General features: G+C 70.0%; 23 protein-coding genes and 3 tRNA genes. 20 read left to right on the top strand and 6 right to left on the bottom strand.

Features of this window, described 5'->3' with window-relative positions; translation table 11 throughout:
* Positions 1–69: 69 nt before the first annotated feature.
* The 3 genes from IF99_RS0117615 (at position 70) to IF99_RS0117625 (ending at position 4322) form a co-directional block, all read left to right on the top strand.
* The gene (locus IF99_RS0117615; protein WP_030997477.1) at positions 70–1800 is read left to right on the top strand and encodes an OPT/YSL family transporter; all 1731 of its coding nucleotides are present in this window, start codon (positions 70–72) and stop codon (positions 1798–1800) included.
* Between the two features lie 118 nt (positions 1801–1918).
* Positions 1919–2986, top strand: coding sequence for a hypothetical protein (locus tag IF99_RS0117620; protein ID WP_030997478.1), 1068 nt, complete (start codon positions 1919–1921; stop codon positions 2984–2986).
* A 64-nt stretch (positions 2987–3050) separates the two neighbouring features.
* The gene (locus IF99_RS0117625) at positions 3051–4322 is read left to right on the top strand and encodes an alpha/beta fold hydrolase (RefSeq protein ID WP_030997479.1); all 1272 of its coding nucleotides are present in this window, start codon (positions 3051–3053) and stop codon (positions 4320–4322) included.
* Positions 4323–4455: 133 nt separating this feature from the next.
* Here the strand turns inward: IF99_RS0117625 and uvrA are convergent, their stop codons facing one another.
* From uvrA to IF99_RS0117640, 3 genes are all read right to left on the bottom strand, one after another.
* The gene (gene uvrA / locus IF99_RS0117630; RefSeq protein ID WP_030997480.1) at positions 4456–6858 is read right to left on the bottom strand and encodes an excinuclease ABC subunit UvrA; all 2403 of its coding nucleotides are present in this window, start codon (positions 6856–6858) and stop codon (positions 4456–4458) included.
* 145 nt (positions 6859–7003) lie between these two features.
* The gene (locus tag IF99_RS0117635; protein WP_030997481.1) at positions 7004–8332 is read right to left on the bottom strand and encodes a radical SAM protein; all 1329 of its coding nucleotides are present in this window, start codon (positions 8330–8332) and stop codon (positions 7004–7006) included.
* Positions 8333–8435: 103 nt separating this feature from the next.
* Positions 8436–9476, bottom strand: a complete 1041-nt coding sequence (locus tag IF99_RS0117640; protein ID WP_078655139.1) for an LLM class flavin-dependent oxidoreductase — start codon at positions 9474–9476, stop codon at positions 8436–8438.
* An 86-nt stretch (positions 9477–9562) separates the two neighbouring features.
* Between IF99_RS0117640 and IF99_RS0117645 the strand changes: the two genes are divergently transcribed.
* Complete coding sequence (locus tag IF99_RS0117645; protein ID WP_030997483.1) at positions 9563–10051, top strand: HAD family acid phosphatase; 489 nt, start codon at positions 9563–9565, stop codon at positions 10049–10051.
* Between the two features lie 75 nt (positions 10052–10126).
* Here IF99_RS0117645 and IF99_RS0117650 read toward each other — a convergent pair whose 3' ends face one another.
* Positions 10127–10573, bottom strand: coding sequence for a hypothetical protein (locus IF99_RS0117650; protein WP_234340732.1), 447 nt, complete (start codon positions 10571–10573; stop codon positions 10127–10129).
* 13 nt (positions 10574–10586) lie between these two features.
* Positions 10587–10763, bottom strand: a complete 177-nt coding sequence (locus IF99_RS34325) for a dodecin family protein (protein WP_234340741.1) — start codon at positions 10761–10763, stop codon at positions 10587–10589.
* A gap of 74 nt (positions 10764–10837) precedes the next feature.
* Between IF99_RS34325 and IF99_RS0117660 the strand changes: the two genes are divergently transcribed.
* The 5 genes from IF99_RS0117660 (at position 10838) to IF99_RS0117675 (ending at position 15085) form a co-directional block, all read left to right on the top strand.
* A complete protein-coding gene (locus IF99_RS0117660; RefSeq protein WP_030997485.1) occupies positions 10838–12343 on the top strand; it encodes a recombinase family protein in 1506 nt (501 codons plus the stop codon).
* Between the two features lie 907 nt (positions 12344–13250).
* Positions 13251–13323 (top strand) — tRNA-Asp (locus IF99_RS0117665).
* A gap of 188 nt (positions 13324–13511) precedes the next feature.
* Positions 13512–13594: transfer RNA gene (locus tag IF99_RS33970), tRNA-Ser, on the top strand.
* 144 nt (positions 13595–13738) lie between these two features.
* A tRNA-Trp gene (locus tag IF99_RS0117670) sits at positions 13739–13809 on the top strand.
* Positions 13810–13855: 46 nt separating this feature from the next.
* Positions 13856–15085, top strand: coding sequence for a hypothetical protein (locus tag IF99_RS0117675; protein ID WP_158716603.1), 1230 nt, complete (start codon positions 13856–13858; stop codon positions 15083–15085).
* Here IF99_RS0117675 and IF99_RS0117680 read toward each other — a convergent pair.
* On the bottom strand, positions 15078–15698 hold the full coding sequence (locus IF99_RS0117680; protein WP_158716604.1) for a DUF4352 domain-containing protein: 621 nt from the start codon (positions 15696–15698) through the stop codon (positions 15078–15080). The genes IF99_RS0117675 and IF99_RS0117680 overlap by 8 nt on opposite strands.
* Positions 15699–16083: 385 nt before the next feature.
* On the opposite strand from IF99_RS0117680, the gene IF99_RS0117690 reads away from it, so the two are divergent.
* From IF99_RS0117690 to IF99_RS33975, 11 genes are all read left to right on the top strand, one after another.
* A complete protein-coding gene (locus tag IF99_RS0117690; protein WP_030997489.1) occupies positions 16084–16347 on the top strand; it encodes a hypothetical protein in 264 nt (87 codons plus the stop codon).
* Between the two features lie 264 nt (positions 16348–16611).
* Positions 16612–17208 carry a DNA primase gene (locus IF99_RS0117695; protein ID WP_030997490.1) on the top strand — a complete coding sequence of 199 codons (597 nt, stop codon included), beginning with the start codon at positions 16612–16614 and terminating at the stop codon, positions 17206–17208.
* 547 nt (positions 17209–17755) lie between these two features.
* Positions 17756–17872 (top strand): HNH endonuclease, encoded by a 117-nt coding sequence (locus IF99_RS35755; RefSeq protein ID WP_420705682.1) that lies wholly within the window; start codon positions 17756–17758, stop codon positions 17870–17872.
* Positions 17873–17921: 49 nt separating this feature from the next.
* The gene (locus IF99_RS30880; RefSeq protein ID WP_037827102.1) at positions 17922–18389 is read left to right on the top strand and encodes a hypothetical protein; all 468 of its coding nucleotides are present in this window, start codon (positions 17922–17924) and stop codon (positions 18387–18389) included.
* Between the two features lie 18 nt (positions 18390–18407).
* Positions 18408–20117: a terminase gene (locus IF99_RS0117705; protein ID WP_030997492.1), complete on the top strand. Its 1710-nt coding sequence runs from the start codon at positions 18408–18410 to the stop codon at positions 20115–20117.
* A 12-nt stretch (positions 20118–20129) separates the two neighbouring features.
* The gene (locus IF99_RS0117710) at positions 20130–21647 is read left to right on the top strand and encodes a phage portal protein (protein ID WP_030997493.1); all 1518 of its coding nucleotides are present in this window, start codon (positions 20130–20132) and stop codon (positions 21645–21647) included.
* A 97-nt stretch (positions 21648–21744) separates the two neighbouring features.
* Entirely contained in the window at positions 21745–22437 is a 693-nt protein-coding gene (locus IF99_RS0117715; RefSeq protein WP_234340733.1) for a hypothetical protein, read from the top strand.
* Positions 22438–22491: 54 nt separating this feature from the next.
* Positions 22492–23118, top strand: a complete 627-nt coding sequence (locus tag IF99_RS0117720; RefSeq protein WP_234340734.1) for a hypothetical protein — start codon at positions 22492–22494, stop codon at positions 23116–23118.
* Positions 23119–23140: 22 nt separating this feature from the next.
* Positions 23141–23536: a head decoration protein gene (locus tag IF99_RS0117725; protein WP_030997496.1), complete on the top strand. Its 396-nt coding sequence runs from the start codon at positions 23141–23143 to the stop codon at positions 23534–23536.
* 13 nt (positions 23537–23549) lie between these two features.
* Positions 23550–24590 (top strand): major capsid protein, encoded by a 1041-nt coding sequence (locus IF99_RS0117730; protein ID WP_030997497.1) that lies wholly within the window; start codon positions 23550–23552, stop codon positions 24588–24590.
* Positions 24587–24838 carry a hypothetical protein gene (locus tag IF99_RS33975; RefSeq protein WP_158716605.1) on the top strand — a complete coding sequence of 84 codons (252 nt, stop codon included), beginning with the start codon at positions 24587–24589 and terminating at the stop codon, positions 24836–24838. Before IF99_RS0117730 ends, IF99_RS33975 begins: the two co-directional genes overlap by 4 nt.
* Positions 24839–25007: the final 169 nt, after the last annotated feature.

Below are 25007 nucleotides of genomic sequence, written 5' to 3' on the forward strand. Positions count from 1 at the left end.
TCCCGCCCCCGCCCCCCGCCCCCTGCTCCCCCAGAGGGAGGGAAGGGCCCAGCACCAAGGGGTATCCCCGTGTCCCAGTCACCGCCGCCCACCACCGCGCCCTCCCCGGAGCGGCCGGGGCGCGCCCCCGCCCCCCGAGCCGGTCACCCCCGGGTACGCGAACCCGTCGTGTTCGTCGTCCTCGTGGTGCTCTCCGTCGTCGGCGCGGTCATCGGGGCCGACCTCGTCGCCAAACTCGGCATCTCCGCCAACACGTCCGTCGTCGGTGCGCTCATCGCCATGCTCATCGGCCGGATACCTCTCGCCGGACTGCGCTCGATGCGCGACGTGCACCGGCAGAACCTCGCGCAGAGCGCCATCTCGGCCGCGACCTTCGCCTCCGCGAACGCGCTGCTCACCTCCATCGCCGTGCCCTACGTCTTCGGGCGCCAGGACCTCGTCTGGCCGATGCTCATCGGCTCCTTCGCCGGTCTCCTCATCGACACCTGGGTGCTCTATCGCTCCTTCGGCTCCCGCCTCCTGCCCGCCGACGGCGCCTGGCCGCCCGGCGCGGCGGCCGCGGAGACCATCAAGGCGGGCGACAAGGGCGGCAAGCGCGCCCTGGTGCTCGGCGCGGGCACGCTCGTCGGCCTCGGCGGCACCCTCCTGAGCCTGCCGTTCTCCGCCGCCGGGGTGGCCTTCCTCGGCAACGTCTGGGCGCTGCTCATGTTCGGCGTCGGGCTCGGCCTCCGCGAGTTCGGCCCCGACCTCTTCCACACCGACCTCGGCGCGGGCTACGTGCCGCACGGCGTCATGGTGGGAGCCGGGATCGTCGCGCTCGGGCAGGCGGTCGTCATGCTGGTACGGCGCCGGGGGAGCGGCGGGACGAGCGCGAGCGCCGCGACCCGCACGGGTGCCGCCCCGAGCGGGAACGCCGCGACGGGTACGGGGGCCGCGGCGGGGCAGGCGGCGCCGGAGGCCGCCGACCCCACCACCGCGTACACCGTCGACGAGACGGCCCTGCGCCGCAGCCTCGTGCACGGCTACGCGCTCTTCGTCGCGGGCGCCGTGCTGCTCGCCGTGCTCGGCGGTCTCGTCGGCGACATGGGCCCGGCCGCCCTCGTGGGCTGGGTGCTCTTCGCCGCCTTCGCCGCGCTCGTGCACGAACTCATCGTGGGGCTCGCTGCCATGCAGTCCGGCTGGTTCCCCTCCTTCGCCGTCACGCTCATCTTCCTCATCCTCGGGCTGCTCATCGGCATCCCCTCCGTGCCCCTCGCCCTCCTCGTCGGCTACGTGTCCGCGACCGGGCCCGCCTTCGCCGACATGGGCTACGACCTGAAGGCCGGCTGGCTCCTGCGCCGCGAGCACCGCCCCTGGGACCCGTACGAGCGCGAAGGCCGCCGCGAGCAGTTCCGCGCCGCCCTCATCGGCTTCACCGCCGCCCTCGTCGTCGTCGCGGTGCTGTGGCAGTCCTACTTCCGGCAGGGCCTCGTGCCGCCCGTCGCCAAGGTCTACGCCGACACCGTGAAGAACGGCCTCGGTGAACCCGGCGTACTGCGCACCCTGCTGCTCTGGGCGATCCCCGGAGCGCTCGTCCAGCTCCTCGGCGGCGTGCGCCGCCAGATGGGCGTGATGCTCGCGACGGGCCTGCTGATCCTCACCCCGCACGCCTGCTGGATGGTCCTCGCCGCGCTCGCCGTGCGCGTCGGCTACCGCAAGTGGCGCGGCCCCCGCGCCGACGAGGAGCTGAACCTCGTGGGCGCCGGGCTCATCGCGGGCAGCTCCCTGGGCGACTCCGCCCAGATCGTCAAGGCGGGCTGAGCCCCCGCCCCTCGACCACCTCCCCGCACGGCGCCGCGCACCGGGGCGCCGGGCACCACGGTGCCCCGGAGACACCTCGCCGGAGCACCACCGCACCACCGAAGGAGACACCAGCACCATGGAGATGTACAGCCGCCTCGAACCGAGGCCCGAGTACCTGAGCTACGAACTCGCCCTCGCCGCCCGCAAGCTCGTCGAGCAGGTCATGCTCGTCAAGCCCGGCGAGCACGTCGTCCTCACCGGCGACACGAGCAGTGACCGCCGCGTCGTGGAGGCCACCGCGCAGGCGGTCGCCGCCGCGGGCGCCCACCCCGTCGTGGTCTGGTACGAGACGATGCCTGGCTCCTCGATGGAGCCGCCCCGCCCGGTCGCCGGGGCGATAGCCGACGCCGACGTGTGGATCGAGTTCGCCGTCTCCTACGTCATGCACTCCGACGCCTTCCGCCGCGCGATGGCGAACGGCTGCCGCTACACCAACCTGACCGCGATGGACGTGCACATGCTCGTCGCGACGGTGGGCCGCCCCGACTTCGAGGGCGTCATCAAGCTCGGCAAGGCCCTCGTACGGCTCCTGGAGCAGGCCGAGGAGGTGCGCATCACCTCCGCGAACGGCACCGACATCCGCGGCCGCAACGGGGACCGGCCGATCAACCTGCGCGGCAAGCCCGCCGAGAAGCCCGGCGAGACCGTCATGCTCTCGGGCCAGATCTCGTGGAACCCGCTGGAGGAGACGCAGGAAGGCGTCCTCGTCTTCGACGGCGCCCTGTGGCCGCCGGACCAGCTCGGGCTGCTGCGCTCCCCGGTGCGCTGCACCGTCGAGAAGGGCGTCGTCACCAAGATCGAGGGCGAGGGGCAGGACGCGGAGATCTTCCGCCGCTGGATGGCGTCCTGGGAGGACCCGAACATGTACCGGGTCGCGCACTGGTCGCTCGGCTTCAACCCCGGCGTCCCGGCGCCCACCGGGCGCATCGTCGAGGACGAGCGCGTCTTCGGCTGCGTGGAACTCGGCATCGGTACCAAGGGCGCCTGGATAGGTGGCGAGCCCTGGGTCTCCGCCGCCCACACCGACGGCTCCGTCCTCGGCCCCTCGCTCCACCTCGACGGCGAGTGCGTCGAGCGCGACGGCGTCTACGTCCACCCCGAACTCGTGGAGATCTGCCGCGAACTGGGCGTCGCCGGCTACTGAGCCCGGCCCCGCCCGCGCGCCGCACGCGCCCGCCCCACCCGTCACCCCCGCACTGGAGCCGGACTTGACCGACCTGACCACCTACCGACACAACGGGCTCGTCTGCACCGACCACACCCTCGACGTCCCGCTCGACCACAGCAGGCCCGAAGGAGCGCGCCTCTCCCTCTTCGCCCGCGAGGTCGTCGCCGAGGGTCTGGAGGGCCGCGCGCTGCCGCGGCTGCTCTGGCTCCAGGGCGGGCCCGGCGGGCGCGCCGAGCGCCCGAACGCCGCGGGCGCCTGGCTGCGCCGCGCGCTGCGGGACTTCCGCGTCGTCCTCCTGGACCAGCGCGGCACGGGCTGCTCCACGCCCGCCGACCGCACCACCCTCGCCGCCTGCCCCGACCCGGCCTCCTACCTCGGCCACTTCCGGGCCGACGCCATCGTGCGCGACGCCGAACTGCTGCGCCGCCACCTCCAGGGCGACCGCCCCTGGACCGTGCTCGGCCAGAGCTTCGGGGGCTTCTGCACGCTCACCTACCTGAGCCTCGCGCCCGAGGGCCTCTCGCGCGCCCTGATCACCGGCGGACTGCCCACCCTCACCGGGCACGCCGACGACGTCTACCGGGCCGCCTACCGGCGCGTCCTGGACGCCAACTCCCATTACTTCGCCCGCTACCCGGGCGACCGGGAACTCGCGGCCCGGGTCATGGACCACCTCCGCGCGCACGAGGTGGCGATGCCCTCGGGCGAGCGGCTGACGGCCCGCCGCTTCCAGACCCTGGGCATCACCTTCGGCACGTCCTCCGCGTACGACTCCCTGCACTACCTCCTGGAGACCGCCTTCGTCCCGGGCCCGCACGGGCCCGCGCTCTCCGACCCGTTCCTGCGCGGCGTCGACGCGGTCGTCTCCTTCGCCCCCCGGCCGCTCTACGCCGTCCTGCACGAGGCGATCTACGCCCAGGGCGGCCGCGCCACCGCCTGGTCGGCACACCGGGTGCGTGCGGAGTTCCCCGAGTTCGACGCGGAGCGCCCGGGGCCACCGCTCTTCACGGGCGAGATGATCTACCCCTGGATGTTCGACGAGGACCCCGCTCTGGTCCCGCTCAAGTCCGCCGCCGAGACCCTCGCCGCGCGCACCGACTGGCCGGCCCTCTACGACCTCGACCGGCTCGCCGCCAACGAGGTTCCCGTCGCCGCCGCCGTGTACCGGCACGACATGTTCGTGGACCACGACCAGTCCCTGGAGACCGCCGCGCGCGTACGGGGCCTGCGCCCCTGGGTCTCCGCCGACCACCGCCACGACGGGGTGAAGGCCGACCCGCAGGTCCTGGACCACCTGCTCGGCCTCGGCTGAGGAACTGCCGGGGGAGGGGCGCGGAACCGGGAGAGCGGGGCCGCGCCCCCGCCCCGGCGGTGCGTGAAGGGCCGTCGCCGTCCGTGCCGCCCCGGCGCTGCGCGAAGGCGCGCCGCCGTCCGGCGGCGCCCCCTCACCCCAGCGCGGCCCGCAAGTACGTCGCCGTCCGGCTCCCCTCCGCCTTCGCCACGTCCTCCGGGCGGCCCTCCGCCACGAGGCGGCCGCCCTGGTCGCCGCCGCCCGGACCGAGATCGACGACCCAGTCCGCCGAGGCGACGACGGCCATGTCGTGCTCGACGACCACGACCGTGTCGCCCGCGTCGACGAGGCGGTTGAGCTGGCGCAGCAGCACGTCGACGTCGGCGGGGTGGAGGCCCGTCGTGGGCTCGTCGAGGATGTAGGCGGTGTGGCCGCGGTGCACGCGCTGCAACTCGGTCGCGAGCTTGATGCGCTGGGCCTCGCCGCCCGACAGCTCCGTGGCCGGCTGGCCGAGGCGCAGGTAGCCGAGGCCGACGTCGAGGAGCGTGCGGAGGCTGCGCGCGACGGCGGGGACGTCCGCGAAGAAGTCCGCCGCGGACTCGACCGTCAGGCCGAGTACGTCCGCGATGTTCTTGTCCCGGTAGCGCACTTCGAGCGTGTCGGGGTTGTAGCGGGCACCGTGGCAGTCCGGGCAGGGCGCGTACGTGCTCGGCAGGAAGAGGAGTTCGACCGAGACGAAGCCCTCGCCCTGGCACGTCTCGCAGCGCCCGCCGCTGTTGTTGAACGAGAACCGTCCCGCGCCGTACCCGCGCGCCCTCGCCTCCTCCGTCGCGGCGAAGACTTTCCGCACGGTGTCGAAGAGCCCTGTGTAGGTGGCGAGGTTGGAGCGGGGCGTGCGGCCGATGGGGCGCTGGTCGACCCGTACGACGCGCTGGACGCCCTCCGCCCCTTCGAGCGCCGTGTACGGCGGGGCGGGGCCCGGGTCCTCGCCGCGCGCCCGCGCGTCGAGCGCGCCCGCGAGGACGTCGGGCACGAGCGTCGACTTGCCCGAGCCCGACACCCCCGTCACGGCGGTGAGCACGCCGAGCGGCACGCGTACGTCGACGCCGTCGATGTTGTGCTTGCGCACCCCGCGAAGGCGCACCCACCCGGCGGGCTCGCGCGGCGGCGCCGGGCGCGGGCGCGGCCCGCCGAAGAGGTACTCCCTGGTCACCGAGGCGGCGACGTCCCGGAGCCCGGCGACGGGCCCGCTGTGCAGCACCTCGCCACCGTGCTCCCCGGCACCGGGGCCGACGTCCACGAGCCAGTCGGCGTGCCGCATGACCGTGAGGTGGTGCTCGACGACGAAGACCGAGTTGCCCGCCTGCTTGAGCCCGTGCAGGACGTCGAGCAGCGCCTCCGTGTCGGCGGGGTGCAGCCCCGCCGAGGGCTCGTCGAGCACGTACACGACACCGAAGAGCCCGGAGCGGAGCTGACTGGCGAGGCGCAGGCGTTGCAGTTCGCCGGCCGAGAGCGTCGGGGTCGCGCGGTCGAGCGAGAGGTAGCCCAGGCCGAGACCGATCACCGTCTCGACACGCGGGAGCAGGTCCTCCACGAGCACGCGCGCCGTGGTCCCGCCGCCCGCCTCGCGCAGCATCGCCGCGAGCGCGGTGAGCGGCAGCCGGACCGCCTCGGCGATCGTCCGCCCCGCGAAAGTCACGGCGAGGGCCTCCGGCTTGAGCCGCGTCCCGTGGCACACGGGGCACGGCTCGCTCACGAGGAAGCGCGCCGCCTTGGCGCGCAGCACGTCGCTCTTGGAGTCGGCGAAGGTCTTCATCACGTACCGGCGCGCGCTCTGGTACGTGCCCTGGTACGGGCGTTGCACCCGGCCCGCCTCGCGGACCGGCTCGACCGTCACGGTCGGTGTCTCGTCCGTGAAGAGGATCCACTCGCGCTCCGCCGGGTCGAGTTCCCGCCAGGGCCGGTCCACGTCGTGGCCGAGCGCGTCGAGCACGTCCCGCAGGTTCTTGCCCTGCCAGGCCCCGGGCCAGGCGGCGATCGCGCCCTCGCGGATCGTGAGGGAGGGATCGGGGACGAGCAGTTCCTCGGTCGTGCGGTGCACGCGGCCGAGGCCGTGGCACGCCGGGCAGGCGCCCACGGCCGTGTTCGGCGAGAACGAGTCCGAGTCGAGCCGTTCGGCGCCCTCGGGGTAGGTCCCGGCGCGCGACCAGAGCATACGGAGCAGGTTGGAGATCGTCGTCACGGTGCCGACCGAGGAACGCGAGGAGCCGGCCGAACGGCGCTGCTGGAGCGAGACGGCGGGCGGGAGCCCGGTGATCTCCCCGACGTGCGGGGCGCCGACCTGGTGGATGAGCCGTCTGGCGTACGGGGCGACGGACTCGAAGTAGCGTCGCTGGGCCTCGGCGTAGATCGTCCCGAAGGCGAGCGAGGACTTCCCCGAGCCCGAGACGCCGGTGAAGACGGCGAGGACGTCGCGCGGCACGTCGACGTCGACGTCCCGCAGATTGTTCTCGCGCGCGCCGCGCACCCGGACGCAGGGATCGTGGGGGCTCTCCATACGGAGATCGTAGGCAGGCGGGGGAGTCGCCGCAGGTCCGGGGCGGGGGAGCGGGGCGGGGCCCGTGGGCGAGAAGGTGACGGCCGCGAGGGCCCCGTACCGGGGGCGGTACGGGGCCCTCGCGGCCGTCACAGGGGCGCGGGCGTCACACGACGCTCGGCGCCACCGAACTGTTCGGGTCGAGGCTGTCCATGAAGGAACTCACCGAGAAGACGGCGTTGCCCGCCCCCGCCGGGCCGTAGCCGGGGGGCGAGGAGAGCCCGTACTCCTCCATCGTCGCCCGGTACGCCTGGAGCAGCCGGATGTGGTACTCCAGCGGCGCCCCGCCCGGATTGGTCTTGCCGAGCGGCGTGGTGGGCTCGGGGCACCACGTCGTGAAGCGCGGGGTGATCCCGTGCGACATGAAGAAGCGCAGGCCCTCGGTCGTCGAGGCGATCGCCTCGTCCACCGTCGTGAAGCCGAAGGGCTCGGCCATCTCGACGCCCGCGACGAAGTTCGGGATGACATTGCGCGCGCCGAAGATCTCGGCCGAGTCCAGGATGCGCTTGTGCCACTCGTCGCGGCCGACGTAGCGCTCCTTGCCGGGGCAGTACAGCTCGAAGAGCCGCCGGTCCCACACCTCGAAGTTGGGGTGGTAGATCTGCACCCCGTAGTCCTTGAAGCGCCGCACGTCGTCCTTGGGCAGCGCCTGGGCGACGACCTTGCCGATCCAGCGGCCGGGGAAGCGCTCCTCGATCGCCTTCGCGTAGTGCCCGTAGAAGTCCGCCTCGTCGCGCCCGGCGACCTTCGAGGTGATCGCGCCGCCCGTCAGCGTGTACGCGGTGGAGGTTTTCGCCGTGTCGTACTTGTCGATGATCTCCAGCGCCTCCAGGACCTCGTCCACGTCCTTGACGCCGGTGTACGGGCGGCCCGCCGCCTTGTGCTGGCGCCAGTTGTGGTTGATGTCGCAGTACTGGCACTCCTCCTTGGCACCGAAGTACTGGCACACCCGGAACACCGTGAGGTAGATCAGGTAGCCCCACTGGATCGTCGGCGCGACCTCCATCACCGACTTGCCGTTGGAGAGCTTGTGCTTGTAGTACTCCGGCATAGGCGGCACGCCCACGTCCGCGATCCGCTTGCCGTCGAGGAAGAGCGCGAGCATCCCGTCCTCGTCGGCGGCCACCCGGTAGGGCGAGGCGGGGTTCACGCGCACGGAGACGACGGTGCGGCGCAGGTCGTAGGGGCCTCCGGTGAGGACGATCTCCTCGGGCGGACGGCGCAGCGCGGCCTCGCCCAGCTCGGGGAGCGTCCCGTGGTCGAAGGAGAAGATGAAGTACGACTTCGGTTTGACCTCGCCCGACTCGTTGTCGCTCAGCGCCGACTTGTCGAAGGCCACGCCGCCGCGCAGCAGGTCCTCCTTGAAGACCGCTTCCCTCGGTACCCCGGGGAACCGGCTGAGCAGGTCCTCCACCAGGGCCGTACGGCTGTCCATCCTCACTCCTCACTCTCCCCCGTGTCCTGGCCGCCCACGGTAGACCCCCGTGCGCGACACCTCTGGCACCCCTCCTGCCCCTCATGGCCGGGGGCACCGGGGTCTATTGTCCGGTTCGCCCCGCGAGCCCCGTCAGCCGGGCCAGCCTCCGGTACGAATCGACGAGCGCGGCACGGTCGTAGGTGCTCGTCGTCACGAGGTACTCGTCGGCGCCCGTACGGGTCAGCAGCCGCTCCAGCTCCGCCGCGACCTCCTCCTCGGTGCCCGCGACGTGCCCGCGCAGCGCCTCCTCGTACAGCGGGCGCTCCCGCTCGCTCAGCGTCCGGCCCTCGATCTCTTCGGCGGGGACGAGCGGCGGGAAGACGCCCCGGGTACGGGACCACATCGAGGCGTACGCCTCCGGGAGGAGCAGCCGCCGCGCCTCCTCCGCCGTCCCGGCGACGGCGACCGTCCCGGAGAGGACGACGTACGGCTCCGGGTTCCCCGGCGAGGGGCGGAAATCCGCACGGTAGGCGTCGAGCGTGCGCAGCAACTCGTCCTCGCCGCGCACCGCCGCGATCACGAGCGGCAGCCCGGCGCGCGCGGCGAGGCCCGCGCCCCGCCCGGTGGCGAGCACGAAGAACGGCGGGCGCAGGCCCTCGGCGGTGACCGCGTGCACACCCCGGTACGTGGACTGCGTGCCGTCGAACCAGCCGCGCAGCTCCGCGAGCTGTTCGCCGAAGCGCTCCAGGGCCGCGTCCTCCTTGTCGTGCCCGAGCGCGCGCCGCACCTCGTTCGTGAAACCGACCGAGCGGCCGAGGCCGAGATCGGCACGGCCGGGGTGGAGTCCCGCGAGCACACCGAACTGCTCGGCGACGACGAAGGGCCGGTGGTTGGGCAGCATGACGCCGCCCGTGCCGACCCTGATCCGCTCCGTCGCCCCCGCCACGGCCGTCGCGAGCACGAGCGGGGCCGCCCCGGCGACACCGGGCACGCCGTGGTGCTCGGCGACCCAGAAGCGGTGGTAGCCGAGCGCCTCCGCCTCCCGGGCGAGGGCGACGGAGTCGCGCAGGGCCTCGCCCGCCGAGTGGCCCTCGCGCACGCGGGAGCGGTCGAGCACGGAGAACGCGGTGGTGTCGATGGCGGAACTCACGGTCGTGATCAACGCTCCGGGTGGGCGCGGGATTCCCGGCGGAGGGGTTCGCCGTACGGCCGGGACCGGGTCGGCAGGCGGCCCCGTACGGTGGGAGTGTGCGCGATACCCGGCCGCTGGCCCTCTTCGACCTCGACAACACCCTCTCGGACGCGGGGCACCGGCAGCACTTCCTGCGCGGCGCCCGCAAGGACTGGCCGGGCTTCCTCGCCGCCGCCGTGGACGATCCGCCGCTCGCCGACGGCCTCGCACTCGTCCGCAGGACGGAGGCGGAGGGCACCGCGATCGGCTACCTGACCGGGCGTCCGGAGCGCTGCCGGGCCGACACGGTGCGCTGGCTCGCGGAGCAGGGACTGCCGGAGGGGCCGCTGTGGCTGCGCGGCGACGCGGACCGCAGGCCGGCCAGGGTCACCAAACTGGAGCGGCTGCGCGCCCTGGCCCGTACCCGCCCGGTCGCCTTCCTCGCGGACGACGACGAACTCGTGTGCCGGGACGCGGAGGCGGCGGGCTTCCGCGTCGTCCGGGCGGTGTGGGGGCGCGAGGCGACGGAACTGCACGAGGCGCAGGAGAAGGACGGGCGGACGTGAGGGTCTCGCGGTGCCGTCACGGGGGCGGCGGGTAGCCCTTTCACGCCTGGGTTCCGGGACCCTCTCGCATGGCGACTACCGGGCCCAGCGTCTCCGCAGCGCCGCGAGCCGCCCGGCGTCCACCTCCGGGGGGACGTGGGCCCGGGCCCGTACCGCCGAGAGGAAGTCCACCGGGAGGCGGACGTGCGCATGGGCCACATAGTGCGCGAGGTCGAGACGCCAGACCCAGGTCCCGTCGGTGAGGAGCGAGGCCGCGCGGGTGAGCGGGGGCGTGTGCGGGGCGAGGGCGTCGGGGAGCGCGGCCCGCGCGGTGCGCAGGAGCAGGCCCGCGCGGAGGTAGGCGAGCAGTTCCGGCTCGTCCGACTCGCCCCGCGCCCGCGTGGCCGCGCGCAGCGGCCCCGCGTCGCGCGCCGCGCGGGGGCGCGCTCCGGGCAGCCCGGAGAAGAAGCCGAGCGGGAGCCCCGGCGCGGCGAGGCGGTGGGACGCCGCGTTCCGGGCCCGCAGGGCCCGTCTGCCCGCCACTCCTCCCGCCTCCTCAGGCCGCCGCGTCGCCCGTCGCCTCGTCGGCGCCGTCGATGCGGAAACCGACCTTGAGACCGACCTGGTAGTGCTCGATCTCGCCGTTCTCGATGTGCCCGCGCACCTGCGTCACCTCGAACCAGGAGGGGTTACCACTGACAAGTCCGGCTGCCATACTGTCTCCATGAGCGATGTGGAGCGACTCATCGACCTCTTCTGTCGTAAGTCGAAGGCGGTCCGAGTGCCCAGGAGGCACGGGGGCGTGCGGTGGCGGCCGAGCTGGGACTGACGGTCCGCCACGTCTGGATCGAGGTCGGCAGCGCGTCGAGGTTCAGCACCCGCAAGCGTCGTGACGAGCAGGACAAGGCGCTCCAGGCGCTCGTCAACGGTGAGACAGGCGCACTGTGGGTGTACAAGCTGGACCGCTGGGACCGGCGAGGGGCCGGCGCCATTCTGGAGATCATTGAGCCCAAGGACGGAATTCCCCGGCGGCTGCTGTTCGACAACGGAGATCCCGAGAAACCTGGGATCGAGCTTGATTCTACCAATCCCCGGGACAGGGGCGAATTGATCAGGCGCGCCGAGTCGGCCCGCGAAGAGACGGACAGGCTCAGTGACCGGGTACGTGACACAAAGGGCCACCAACGGGCGACCGGCCAGTGGATTCAGGGGAGGGCCCCCTACGGGGCGAAGGTCGTCATCGTGGAAGACCCGGAAGACCCCGAGGAGGATCTTCGAATTCTCGCGCCGGACGACGCACCTGCGATCACCGGTAAGCCGGACCCCACCAAGGCGGGAGTGGCGGCTCGGATTTTTGAAGACGTGGCCGAGGGGTGGAGTCTACGAAAACTGGCGGCCCAGCTAGACGACGAAAAGATTCCCGGGCCGCGCGGTGAAGGCACACACTGGGTTCACGCGACGCTACGGAAAATGGTCCACAACCCCATCTACGCGGGGTGGCAGCCCATCACACTCACGCCGGGTGGCAAGAGCGTGCAGTTTCGCGGGGAAGACGGTAAGCCGATCCGGGTGTGGGAGGGCCTCGTCAGCGACGAACTACAAGCACGTGCCGTCGCCAAGCTCGTGTCGGTAGAGCCCGACGAAAAGACCCAACGGCTTCTGACGGCGGGGGCATCGGGAGGGAAGGCCCGCCACCTCCTCACGGGGCTACTGGTCTGTGAAGCGGACGGCTCCCGGATGCCTCACCGAGGAAACGGCTACGCCTGTTGGCGGTGGGAGAACTGCCCGAAGCCGACGTTCGTGGGGACGAAACCGATCGAGACGTACGTACTCGATCGGTGGTTGACCCGCCTCTCGCAGGCCGACCCGGATGACCCCCTCCTCGAAAAGGTGGCCGCCCGGTGGGCCGCCCTAAAGCGACCCGACGAGACACGGGAGCTGCTGGAGGCCAAGGCGGCGCTGCACAGTGCACAGGAGGCCATGAAGCGGCTGGAACGGGACCGGCGCGCGGGGCTGTACGACGGACCGGCCGAGTCCCTGTACGCCCCCGCCATGCGGGAGACGATGGAGCTAGTAAGTCGGGCGTCGGCACTCGTGGCGGACGTGTCGAACGTCGGCGCTCCGGACGTGTCGTTCCTCTTCGACGAGGAGCTGTGCATGAGTGCCTGGGCGGTGGCCGATACATCCACGAGACGAGACCTCCTCCGACTGGCAGTCGACAGGATCGTAGTGGCCAAGGCGCCGTACCACGCGGCCCCGTTCCGAGGGCTTGAACGGGTGCTCATTCACTGGGTTGACGGGACGGCGGACTAGGACCCGCCGACGTCGGTGGAGGTCAGTTATCCACAGCCGGGCTGTGGATAACTCCACCGAGTAACCAATGAGGCCCTGAACCTCACCCTCCGTCCTCCCCCTCGTGCAGACCGCACGCCAAACCGCCAAACTAACCCCTGTTTTCATTTCTTCTCTAACGCGTTAGAGAGAAAGTGAAACTAGGGGTTAGTTTGGCGTTTTGGCACCGAGTCTGCACGCGGGGGAGGACGAGGACCCGGTCGACGGCCCGCGAGGGTCAGTTGGCAGGGTCGACGGTCCTTCAAGATCATTAAAACCAAACAGCTACACCATAACTAAGGTAGGAAGAGTTTTCGCAGCCGTCGCGACTGGCGGGCGGCTCGACTCCTCCCTGACGGCCGGCGCCGCTCCCGCTGTTCCCCCGCCCTCTCCTCCGGGGTTGAGCGCGGTAGAAGCGGCCCCGGCCGTCCCAAGCTTCCCGCCGACGACCACACCGCCCCGGCCACGAGCCGCGGAACGGTCCCTGTATCGGCGGGGGAGGACGCTACGCACCCTGGGACCTCTCGGGGCAAGCCTCTGGCGTCCAGGCGCTGGAGTGCACACCCAATGCGGCTTCGGCCGCACGTCCCTGCCCCAGAGGGCACGGCGAGTCGCTACGGCGCATCTCGCGCGGTGCCCGCTAGGTTTCTTCGGCTAACGGCAAGCCGCCCGTGTAGGCCCCCGAGGCCGAGGGGTAATCCCGGTTCGACTCCGGGCGGGACCACTGACGAATCGGAGTGATGCGCACACTCGCGCGGTAGCTGGCTGGCGCAGCGCTGGTCCCGTCGTTATGCGACGGCTTACCGGGGCAGGGGTTCGAATCCCCGCCGCGACGGTTCGTCACGCCCCTTCCCAAGCCTCTCTCGGACGCTCAAATGGGAAGGGCCTTGCTTCCGTAGCTCAGTGGCCAGAGCGTCCGCCTGTCGAGCGGAGGGCCGCCGGTTCGAGTCCGGTCGGGAGCGCTGCGGTACGTGATCGTCTAAAGCCGGTCGCGCCGGAGGGCGGAGGATCGCCTCCTCGACGTACCGCAACCTTGACGCGCGGCGTCCAAGGCAACTGGGTAGTACATTGCTCCTCGCCCTCCCCCGGGACTGGTGAGGCTAGGCAGTCTCCGGGACGTCGGGTCCTGCCTCAACAAAGACCCTGACGAGGAAGGTCGGGCACTGGCGTGCCAAGCGCTCCCGAAAAGCGTCACGGGGCAACCCGTTGGGGGTTCGACTCCCTCACCTTCCGCGCACCACCTGACGCGCGGCGCCCGAGGCAACCGGGCACCTTCCGCGCTCAGCCGGACGTGGGGCACCGCCCGCGACGTCCAACCCGAGCCCCGGTGGACCGCTGAGCCGCCCGCTGACGCGGGTGACACGTCGCCGGGGCCGAGCGGGCGTAGCTCAGTGGCAGAGCAGCGGTCTCCAAAACCGTGCACGGAGGTTCGATTCCTCCCGCCTGTGCAAGAGCGGCCCGCACCGCTCGGGCCCCGACCACCCTGGAGGCCCGATGCCGACGACCGCAGCAACTCCCGACGACCTCAACGCTATTGCGACGAGGACGACCGCCCTGGAAGGCGTAGTGAAGGCCCTGAGCGGCCCTCAGGCGTCCTCTGGGGCTTCGTTCGTCGTTCGCCCCGAGGACTACGGCGCGAAGCCCGGGAAGGACGCCACAGCGGCGTTCAGGGCCCTCATGGACGACGTGGACAAGCGGCTCACGCCCGACGCCGGAGGAGGCGTCCCCGTCGCCACGGTGACCGTGCTCCTGACGGGCGTCTACACCGTGTCGGGCAGCATCATGCGGCCGAAGAGCGGACGCGCGCAGGGGCTCACGTTCCGCGGGCTCGGGAAGCGATCGTCAGAGATCGTGATGACCGGCGCGGAGCCACTGCTCGTGAACGCCGACAGGTGGATGGGTGTCCGCTTCTACGACCTCTCGTTCCGATCCACGAACGCCAAGGCGTCGTTCCTCTACAGCTCCAGCACAGGAGCGTGTCAGGACTGGGCGTTCACGAACGTTGAGTGGCGCGGGAGCTGGAAGTACGGCATCGGGCTCGACGGCCCGCAGACGAGCAATACGAACAGCGAGTGGCGCTTCGACGGCTGTCACATCAACGGCGCGTACGACGTTGCGTTCCTGTGGTCGGGGATGACGCCGAGCGTCGCCCAGCAAGACCAGTTCCTCAACTTCTGGATCACCGGGTGCAAGGTGGAATACGCCTCCGGCGACGCCTTCCGCTTCGATCGCGGAGGTTTCATAACGGTCGACGGTGGCAGCTTCATCATCACGGGGCAGCGTCCCGATGGCGGCCTCAGCCGCTTCTTCAACTTCCCGGTCGCCGGCCATGCGGACTCGGTCCAGCACCTCAACGTGCGCGGCGTCCGCTTCGAGCTGCGCAACGCCAAGTCGCGCGTGATCGAGAGCCGGTGGACGGGGCAGATCGTTTTCGACGGCTGCGACGACACCGCACTCGGCTTCCAGGCGCACAGTCCCGCGCTCGTGGCGCACGACTACACGAACCCCGGGATCGTCGCCTACCGCAACTGCGACCTCGTGGGCCGGCACGCGTACCACCTGACGGCCGCACCGGCGCGCCAGGTGGTCGCCTATGAGATGTGCACGAGGAAGAACAACCGGACGGCGGCCTCGTTCCTCGTGGTCGACGGGGTGAAGGCGACGGCGAAGAGCACAACGAGCGCCCCCTTCGTTCACGTCAACGACGGAGACGGGATCAAGTAGTCGGCAGCTTCACCGTGAAGAACGGCGCTTGATCGTCGGAGGCGGCGTTGAGGAGCGACACCTCACCACCCCTCGCTGCGACGTCGAGCACTACGGTGCCGGTCACCGACTGCCCCGGCTTGTAGGTCGTCTCCAGGTCGGGACCTCCCAGCCCTTCCAGCGTGGTCGCGTCCTGCGCGGCGTGGTCAGCATCCTGCCAGTTCATCAGGCCGTAGACGCTGATTTGAGCCGGCGCCTCGCCCACGTTCTTCAGTGTGAGCGTCAGCGCGACGTACTGTCCCTGTTCCGGCTCGTTCCCGTTGATCTCCTCCGCCGTCACGTACTTCGCCTTGACGGCCGTGACGCTCATCTTCGTGACGATCTTGTAGTTGCTCTCGTCGTCCAGGTCGCCGAAGTCGAAGGTCTTCGTGTCCCCGACGTTGAGCACAGGTGCCGTGGGTGAGGCGTCAGTCTTCGACGCTTCCGGGCTGGGCTCCTTCTCCTTCGCCGGCTTGACCGTGGCTACCGCCTTCGGCTCCTGGTCCTTACCCGAGTCCGAGGACGACGAGCATCCCGCTACCAAGGCGACGGACAAAACAGCAGCGGCCCCCGCCGCACGCACCGCAGCACGCATGTGAACCCCCATGAGAACGGCCCCTGACGGCCCGTAGAGCGCCCATCGTAGGGCAGCACGGCAGCGGAGGTGGGCGAATGGCGTGGGAGGGCAGCACACGACGCCAGAGGCTCCCGAAGGACTGGCCCGCACGACGGCGCCGGGTACTGCGCAGGGACGGCCACAGGTGCGTCGAGCTGTACAGCGACGGACGACGGTGCACGCAGCCCGCGACCGACGTAGATCACATCGTGCCTGGTGACGACCACCGAATGGAGAACCTGCGGGCCCTGTGCTCGTGGCACCACGCACGCAAGAGTGCGCACGAGGGCGGCACAGCGGCGGCACGCACACGGGTCAGCTCGGCACGCCCGACGGCCAAGCATCCAGCACTGGAGGACTGACCATGCGCGGTGCCCATGTGGTGCTGGAGGAGGCGGACGACACGGGCGAGGACGGAGTCCAGGTGACGCGCGTACTCGTGGATGGTCACGACGTCGGCCGACTCGCACGAGCGCCGAAGGTCGCAGTCGGCTCGACGCGCGACCGGTCGGTCACGACCGTGACGCTCGTCCTCGTGCCGAGCCGCTTGGAGGTGCGGGGCGAGCACGCGGACGGCGTCCAAGATCGATCGGGCCCCCGGGCTGGCTTCGCGGCGAAGATCGACTAGCCCCGCCCCAGGGGGGTGATCCCCTCCGGGCAAACAGGCCGACCGAAGAGGTGCTGGGCCTCTCCCCGTGTACGGGTCTGGGGGATGTGGAGCGGCGCGTCAGGTCGGCAACGGAGAGCGCCCCGCAGGCGCCCGCCCGCAGCTCCCTGACCCCCTCGCAGCTTTGGCCGACCGCTCGAAGCGTGACCGGCCACCCTGATTCTCTCAACCAAACATGCAGGTGGGAGGCTTGAAAGTGTGACCGGCCCCCTGTACTCTGAACCCATGGACAGGACGTGCGAGCACTGCGAGGAGCCGATGCCGATCATGGCTCGCTCTCACGCGCGCACCTGTTCACCCCGGTGCCGCAAGGCACTGTCCCGCGCGAAGGCGCGCAACCCGCTCCCCGTCGAGCTGACGACCCGCGACAGGTGGGTGCGTCGCAGCGCGACGAAGGTCCCTTTGACGGCCGCCGGCATGGCAGCGTCTTCGACGGACCCGCGGACGTGGAGCAGCTACGAGGACGCCGCCGCTTCGACGGTCGGCGCCGGCCTGGGCTTCGTCCTGAGCGACGGGGACGACGTCGTGTGCGTCGACCTGGACCACTGCTTGAACCCGCTCACGGGCCGTCTGGCGCCGTGGGCCGCAGCCATCGTGCGCGACGCAGGGACCTGTTACGTAGAGGTCTCACCGTCCGGAGACGGCTTGCACATTTGGGGTCGCGCCAACGTCCGACAGGGGCGGAGGATTCGGCGCCCGGACGGCACTGCCGTCGAGATCTACGGAACCGGGCGCTACATCGCCATGACAGGTGTGCGGCTCCACCACAGCCCAAGAACACTAGGCGACCTGACCGACGTTGTGGGGTCGCTGACGACCTGAACCCGGAGGGCACGTGACTCACCCACTTGCAGATGTCCGCGCTCGCGGTGCCGTCAACGAACGGCTGAAAGCGCTCGGTGTACCTGCAAAGGCGTGCGCGTCATGTCTCGTGGTGAAGTCCTCAGAGCAGTTCGCGCCCTACGCGCGGACCAAGCTCGACGGTCGCCGTCCGTCCTGCCGACTGTGCCGAAGTGCCAGCCGGGCGGCCAGGGCTGAGAGTATCCGCCAGCAGAAGCGGGCACACCACGCCGCCAACCGCGACGAGATCAATGCGCACAGGCGAGATCGGTACCCCGAGATTGCCGGGAGCGAGCGCGAGCGCAATCGACAGTGGGCTGCCAACAACCCCGACAGGGTCCGCGCTAAGGGGCACCGTCGCAGGGCAACCCTAGCGAGCGCCACCGTGGTGCACTTCAAACCGAGCGATGTCCGCGACGACTGGGCAGAGCATGATTTGTGGAACTGCTTCTTCTGCGCGGGACCGTTGACGGACCTCGAAGAAGAGCACTTCTACCCCCTGACCCCGGCGCCTGGTGTGGTTCAAGGCATGCATTCCGTAGAGAACCTTGTCCCGGCATGCCAGAGCTGCAATAGGGCGAAGGGGAACCGCGATCCGTGGGATTTTCTTTGGTCCCTCCTCGACGCCCGCAGCGGGCCGAGCTGACGGTCTAGCACGAGTAGCACTGCTGACCACGACACCAGGAGGTGCCGCTATGGCCGGACGAGGACCCGCCCCCAAGAACCCGGCGACGCGCCGCAGGCGCAACGCCACGGAACCTGAGACCGTGCTCGCCCCTGACGACGAACTCCGCGGCCCCGAGCTGCCGGAGGGAGTCCTCGGCGCGGACGAGAAGACCGGCGAGGTGTATGAGTGGCACCCCATGACGCAGCTCTGGTGGACCTCCTGGCGCACCTCCGCGCAGGCTGCGCTCTTCACTGACACGGACTGGCTTTTCCTCATTGACACCGCCCTCATGCACCACACCATGTGGGCGAAGGGCCGATGGGAGTTTGCCTCCGAAGTCCGCCTGCGCGCAGCCAAATTCGGCGCAACCCCCGAGGACAGGGCCCGCCTGAAGATCAAGGTGGACGACCCGACGGCCTCCACCACCCGCGCACCTGCGCAGCGCCCCGACAACGTCTCGGACATCAACTCCCGGAGGGCCCGCCTCACCGGATAGCCGCGGAGAGGGGGCGCCATGCCGCGCGCAGTTGTACGCGCCCCCGGACACGACCGGAACCGCTCCCTCGGGTGGCTCGCGGTGGCGTGGATGGAGCACTTCGTGGTGCACGGCCCCGGCGATGTCCAGGGCGAGCCCGTACGCCACGGCGACGAGTACACCGGGTTCGTGGTGGACTGCTACGCCGTCGATGAAGACGAGGGCAAGCTCCTCTACGACTCCGCCTTCTTCTCCCGCCCGAAGGGCTGCGACAAGAGCGGCCTTGGCGCTCGTATCGGCCTCTTCGAAGCCTTCGGCCCCGCTCGCTTCGACCGGTGGGCCGAGGGTGGCGAGATCTACCGCGATCCCTGGGGCCTCGGCTTCGAGTACGTCTACGAGCCCGGGGAGCCGATGGGGCGCCCGGTCAAGGTGCCGTACCTCCGCATCATGGCGACGGAGGAGGGTCAGACGGGCAACGTCTTCGACACCATCCACTTCAACCTGACGGATGAGACGTCGCCGCTCTCTCAAGTGCCTAACACAGACGTCGGGTTGACGCGAATCATCCTGCCGGACGGCGGAGAGATCACACCATCCACTGCGTCTTCGTCCTCGAAGGATGGCGGCAAGGAGACATGGGTCTGCTTCGATGAGACCCATCTGTACAACACGCCCGAGCTGCGGCGCATGTATTCGACGGTCACCCGTAACCTGCGCAAGCGCAAGAGGGGCGCGCAGACGTGGTACCTCGAAACGACCACGATGTTCGCCCCCGGGCAAGACTCCGTCGCCGAGCGCACTTACGAGGAAGCGGGAGCGATCCGCGACGGCCGCAAGAAGCGCGGTCGGGCGAGGCTCCTGTACGACCACCGCTGGGGTGAGTGCAAGAACCTCAAGAACGAGGCTGAACTCCGCGCCGCCATCGTTGACGCCTACGGCGACGCGATGGAGTGGATGGACCTGGAGTCGCTGGTCGATGACTTCTACGACCTCCGCAACGACTCCGCCGACGGGAAGCGGTACTTCCTCAACAGCCGCACCACCGCCTCTGACGCGTGGATGGAGGCCGACGCCTGGGCCCTCTGCCGACGCGAGGAGGAGCTACAGCCCGGCGACCTCGTCACCCTCGGCTTCGACGGATCGATTCGCGACGACGCAACTGCCCTGACGGCGTGTCGAGTTACCGACGGGCATCTCCAGCTCCTCGGATGCTGGGAGAAGCCCGAAGGTCCCGAGGGCGACGGCTGGCAGGTGGACCGCGAGGCGGTCGACGCCGCTGTGGCCCGCGCCTTCGACCGCTACGAGGTGTGCGGCTTCTACGCCGACCCCCCGCACTGGCAAGACTACGTGGACGCCTGGACGCGCGACCACGGAGACGATCTCAAGGTGAGAGCCACGCAGTCGCGCCCCTTGGAGTGGTGGACGAACCGACCGACGGCGATGGAGTCGGCCCTCGATCGCTTCATGGAGGCCGTGGACGACAAGGCCCTGTCGCACGCCGAGACCCTGGACCCGGAGCACGAATCCGAGGCCCTGCGACGTGGTGCCACGCTCACCCGCCACGTGCTGAACGCTCGACGCCGCCCGATGGGTCGAAACCACCTCGGGATCGGCAAGGAACACCAGAAGAGCCCCAAGAAGATCGACGCCGCCATGAGCGCCGTACTCGCCTACGAGTGCCGTGCCGACGCCGTCGCACTCGGCATCACCAAGCGCAAGAAGCGCTCCCGCAAGCTCAACGCCTTCTAGGGAGGTCCGTGTATGCCTGTCGCAGCCGACGAGGTGGGGTCTCCCGGGTGGTGGCTGAAGCGGTTGGGCAAGAAGCTCCTCGATGAGCGCAACGACGCCCACGATGACGAAGGTGAAGTGACGCCAGGGCTCGACACCTTGAGGAAATACGCCGAGGGACGCGCACCGCTACCCACCCTGCCCGGCGTCGATCCGAAGGAGGTCGCCTCCTGGATGAAGGATGCGCGGACCAACTGGACCTCGCTCGTCCTTGACTCGCCTGTCGAGCGCTTGGGCGTAGACGGCTTCCGCTTCGGTGGTGCCGACGACCCGGACAGCAAGACCGCCGACGAGGACGCGAACCGCATCTGGCGCGAGAACGGGATGCGCGCGGACTCCGGCCTTGTGCACTACGGCGCCTTGTCCCAGCGGCGGGCCTTTGTCCTCGTTGAGAAGGGGGACGATGGTCGTCCCATTCTGACGCACGAAACTCCGCAGCAAGTAGCTGTAGAGCATGAGCCGGGCAACCATCGGCGTCTAGCGGCCGGCCTTAAGATGTGGCGGGACGACTGGACTGGCGGCACACGAGCGACTTTGTGGACCCCGAACCGAATCTACGGGTTCACATCGCGTCGCGAGAGCCCAGCCTTCGTCCTAAGCTCCGCAGCGTTGAATGAGTGGGACGCAGCAGCACTCCCGGGGGTTCGGGACTCGGATGTCGAAAACCTCCTCAAGCTGGTCCCCTTCGTTCCGTTCATCAACCGGCGCAACCGTCGACTGAGCGGATTCGCGGAGCACGAGGACGTCATCAGCGTCCAGAACCGAATCAACCTATCGTTGATTATGCTCATCGCTGCCATGAAGTATGGCGCCTTCCGACAGCGTTGGGCCGCGGGCCTGGAGGTGGACGAGGACCCGGTAACGGGCGCCAAGATCCAGCCCTTCACGCTCGACATCAAGAAGCTGTGGACGACCGAGGACCCCGAGGTGAAGTTCGGCGAGTTCGCCGCCACTGATCTGGTCCCCTACGTGCGCGCCGTCGAAGCCGCCGTGCAAGACCTCGCCGCCATCAGCCGGACACCGCCTCACTACCTGATCGGTGCCGTGGTGAATGTGAGCGGCGACGCCCTGAAAGCGGCGGAGACTGGTCTCGTAGCCAAGGTGAAGGACCGCCAAGCCAGCTTCGGCGAGTCCTGGGAAAACGTCATGCGCCTCGCCTTTCGCGTCCTCGGCGACGAGGAGAAGGCGAGCGCGTACGACCTCTCTACCATCTGGCGCGACCCCGAGTCCCGCACGGTATCCGAACTCGCCGACGCAGCCGTGAAGAAGGCTTCGGCTGGTGTCCCGTGGCGTCAGCGCATGGAGGACATGGGCTACACCCCGCAGCAGATCTCCCGCATGGAGATCGATCGCGCGGCCGACGCCCTGAACGCCGCTCCGACGGAGGACCTGCAGCCCGCATCCCTCCAGGCCGCCCGGGACGCCCGCCAGCAGCGGGACCCGCGTACCGTGATCGGACGGAGCACGGATGACCTCCCCGACGCCGCTTGACGCGCGGTACGGAGCCGCTGTGCGAGGCGTATGGACACCCGTCCTCGGGCGGGTGGGCCGTCTGTGGTCCGGCCTCGGCGCATACCGCGACGCTGACGTGACGCGCTTCCAGCGCCAGGCCCTCCCGCAGATCTTCGCGGGCGAGCGGCAGGTGGCCACGCTCACGGCGAGCTACCTGGAACAGCTCTACAAGGAGGTAGACGACCGCGCGCGACGGATCGCCCTCGACACTGACACGGTGACGGGGGAGGCTCTGCGCGGCGTCGACCCTCGCGAGGTGTATGAGCGTCCGTTCAAAGAGGTGTGGACGGCGCTCAGCAAGGACGAGCCGGTTGACGTCGCCGTTGACCGCGGAGCGCACCGCCTCGAAACGCTGGTGAAAACAGACCTTCAGCTCGCCCGAACGCACACCGTACGGGTGGTGGCGGAGAACATGCCCCGCTTCGAGTACACCACTCGCGTCCTCCAGGGCGAATACGACTGCGCCCTCTGCATCGTCGCCTCGACGCAGAGATACCGGAAGAAAGACCTCGCTCCGATCCACCCCGGCTGCGACTGCACCGTCAAGCTCGTCACCGCTGCCGAAGACCCTGGTCAGGTCGTGGACGAAGCGAAGCTGGAACAGATCCACGACGCCGTCCGCGCCGCACTCGGCCAGGCGGACGCCGGAGGCCGCGCGGTGGATTACCGCAAGATCCTCGTGACCAACGACCACGGCGAAATCGGCCCGATCTTGGGCTTCGCCGGCCAGAACTTCACGGACCGGACTGACCTCCGAATCCCGAAGTAACCTCCGCCCGCCATGGGTAACACTTCCGACTATCCCGACAGGGGAGACCTCGTCATGCCTCGACGCACTCTCGCGCGACACCGCCACCTTCTGACCTTCTCCGCACAGCCCTGGCACCTCTTCGAGGACGACCCGGGCGCCGGAAGTGGTGGCGGAGGCGGTGTCCAGCTCAACGAGCACGGATACCCGGACAACACTCCGACCGCCGAGATGTCCGCCGAACACCAGGCGGCGTACTGGAAGCACCACGCGCGCAAGCACGAGCAGCGCGCCAACGCCGCCCCCGACGCCGCCGAGCTGGAGCGTCTGCGCGCCGCCGATGAGGAGCTGAAGACCCGCAAGGCGGCGGAACTCTCCGACGTCGAGCGCGCGCAGGCCGAGAAGGACGCCGCCGAAACCGCCCGACAGACCGCCGAGCGCGAGCGTGACGAGGCCCGAGCCGAGGCCCTGCGCATCACCGTGGCGGCGGATAAGGGCCTCACTCCCGCCCAGGCCGCACGACTCCGAGGCACCACCAAGGAGGAGCTGGAGGCCGATGCGGACGCCTTGAAGGCGCTCTTCGGCACCACCACTCCGGCGCCCTCTCCCCGCTCCGGCGGCCCGCAGGGCGGCGACGTCGGGGGCACCACCACCGTCACCGCTGGCGCCGACCGGTATCGGCAGAAGTACGGCAAGCACTGACCACCACCTCGTAGGAGGAAACATGGACCTCAGCCTGAAGGTTGAGTCTTTCTCGCAGGACCGTCGTGACTGGCTGGGGTCTGCTCACGGCACCGACGCCCCGGTCTCCGTGACGCTCGACGTCGCGAAGTTCACCAAGGCGACGCACTACCCGGACGGCTACCTCAAGAGCGGCATCCCGCTCGGCAAGGTGACCGCCTCCGGGCTCTACGGCCCGTACGACGGCGCCGCCAGCGACGGCCGACAGACGGCCGTGGGCTTCCTCTTCACCGCCCAGGACGTGGACGCGCGACGGGTCGCCTCGACCAAGGTCGTCGGCTCCATGCTCATCCACTGCTTCATCCGCGAGGCGAAGCTCCCCGTCACCATCGACGCCGACGGCAAGGCGGACGTCGCCGGCCGCATCATCTTCGTCTGAGAGGTACTGACACATGCAGCTCACCACCGAGTACGCCTCTCCGGCGGAGCTGACGGGGTACGCCCGTGCCGCGCTCCGGGACCGGGAGGAGAACGCGCTCAGCCTGAACCGTTGGCTCCCGAACGCCACGATCAACGACCTCACCTACCGCTTCAACCGGGGCGGCGGTGGCCTCATCGAGGCGGCCGTCTACCGCGCGTACGACGCCGAGTCGGACATCGGCTCGCGGGCCGGCGCTGCGCGGGTGAGCGGCGAACTGCCGCCCATTTCGCGCAAGATGCCGGTTGGCGAATATGAGCAGATCCGCATGCGGAACGTCGACACGCAGGCGGCGGAACTCCGTGACGCGATGGAGTCCGACGCCGAGAAGCTGGTCAACGCCATCGCCGCCCGTGTGGAGCTGGCGCGCGGTGACGCGATCTTCAACGGCTCCGTGACCATCAACGAGAACAACGTCTCTGCGGGCGTCGACTTCGGCCGCAAGGCCGGGCACAGCGTCACGGCGGGTGTCTCGTGGAACCATAAGGACGGCGACGACGACTATGACGCCCCGGTGTACGACCAGCTCATGTCCTGGCTCGATGTGTACACGGACACCAACGGGGAGCTTCCGGCCGTCACGCTGATGTCGCGGAAGATCTACAATCTTCTGCGCCGGAACAAGCAGCTCCGAGAGCTTGCCTTCTCCGGCGCCTCGACGGCCCCGCCCGTGCTCACCCGTGATGGGCTGAACACGGTTCTCGGTGACTTCGACATCCCGCCCGTCGAGATCTACGACGCGAAGGTGTCGGTCGGCGGCACCGCTACCCGCGTGACGCCCGAGGACAAGATCGCATTCCTCCCGGCCCAGGGTGACGCCCTCGGGAAGACGCTGTGGGGCGTCCCGGTGGAGGCCAACGACCCTCGGTACGGGCTCCAGGGCGACGGTGCCGGCGTGGCGGTCGGCGGCTACAAGTCGGAGGACCCGCAGACCCTGTGGACCCGTGCGACGTCCATTGTCCTCCCCGTCGTCGGCGCCCCCGACCTCACTCTCGTCGCGGACGTGATCGCGTGAGTGATTCGCGCTGGGTCCGCATTAAGGACGCCAACACAGACCCGGAACGACGCACTGTCGACTTCAAGGATCTGTCGACAGTGACGGCGATCACCATTCGGCAGATCCCAGCGAACACAGGCATCGCACCCGGGTTCTACGTCGAGTTTGAGGGTGTTCGCACCCTCGGACCGTACCCGACATACGACGCCGCTGAAGATCTCGTGGCGGCGCTCATCGCCCCATACTTCCCGGATCTTCCCGCCTGAGAGGGGTGCCCGTGGCCAGACTAAAGTCCTTCGTCCACGTGACGGACGCCCACGGCGAGGCCCACGTGTTCGGCCCCGCTGACGACGTCCCGGCGTGGGCACAGGCCCTCATCACGAACCCGAAGGCGTGGGCCGAGGCGCCCGAGCCGGAGGCACCTGCCCCCTCTGG

Origin of the sequence: Streptomyces sp. NRRL F-5630, assembly GCF_000719475.1 — a bacterium.
GTDB lineage: Bacteria > Actinomycetota > Actinomycetes > Streptomycetales > Streptomycetaceae > Streptomyces.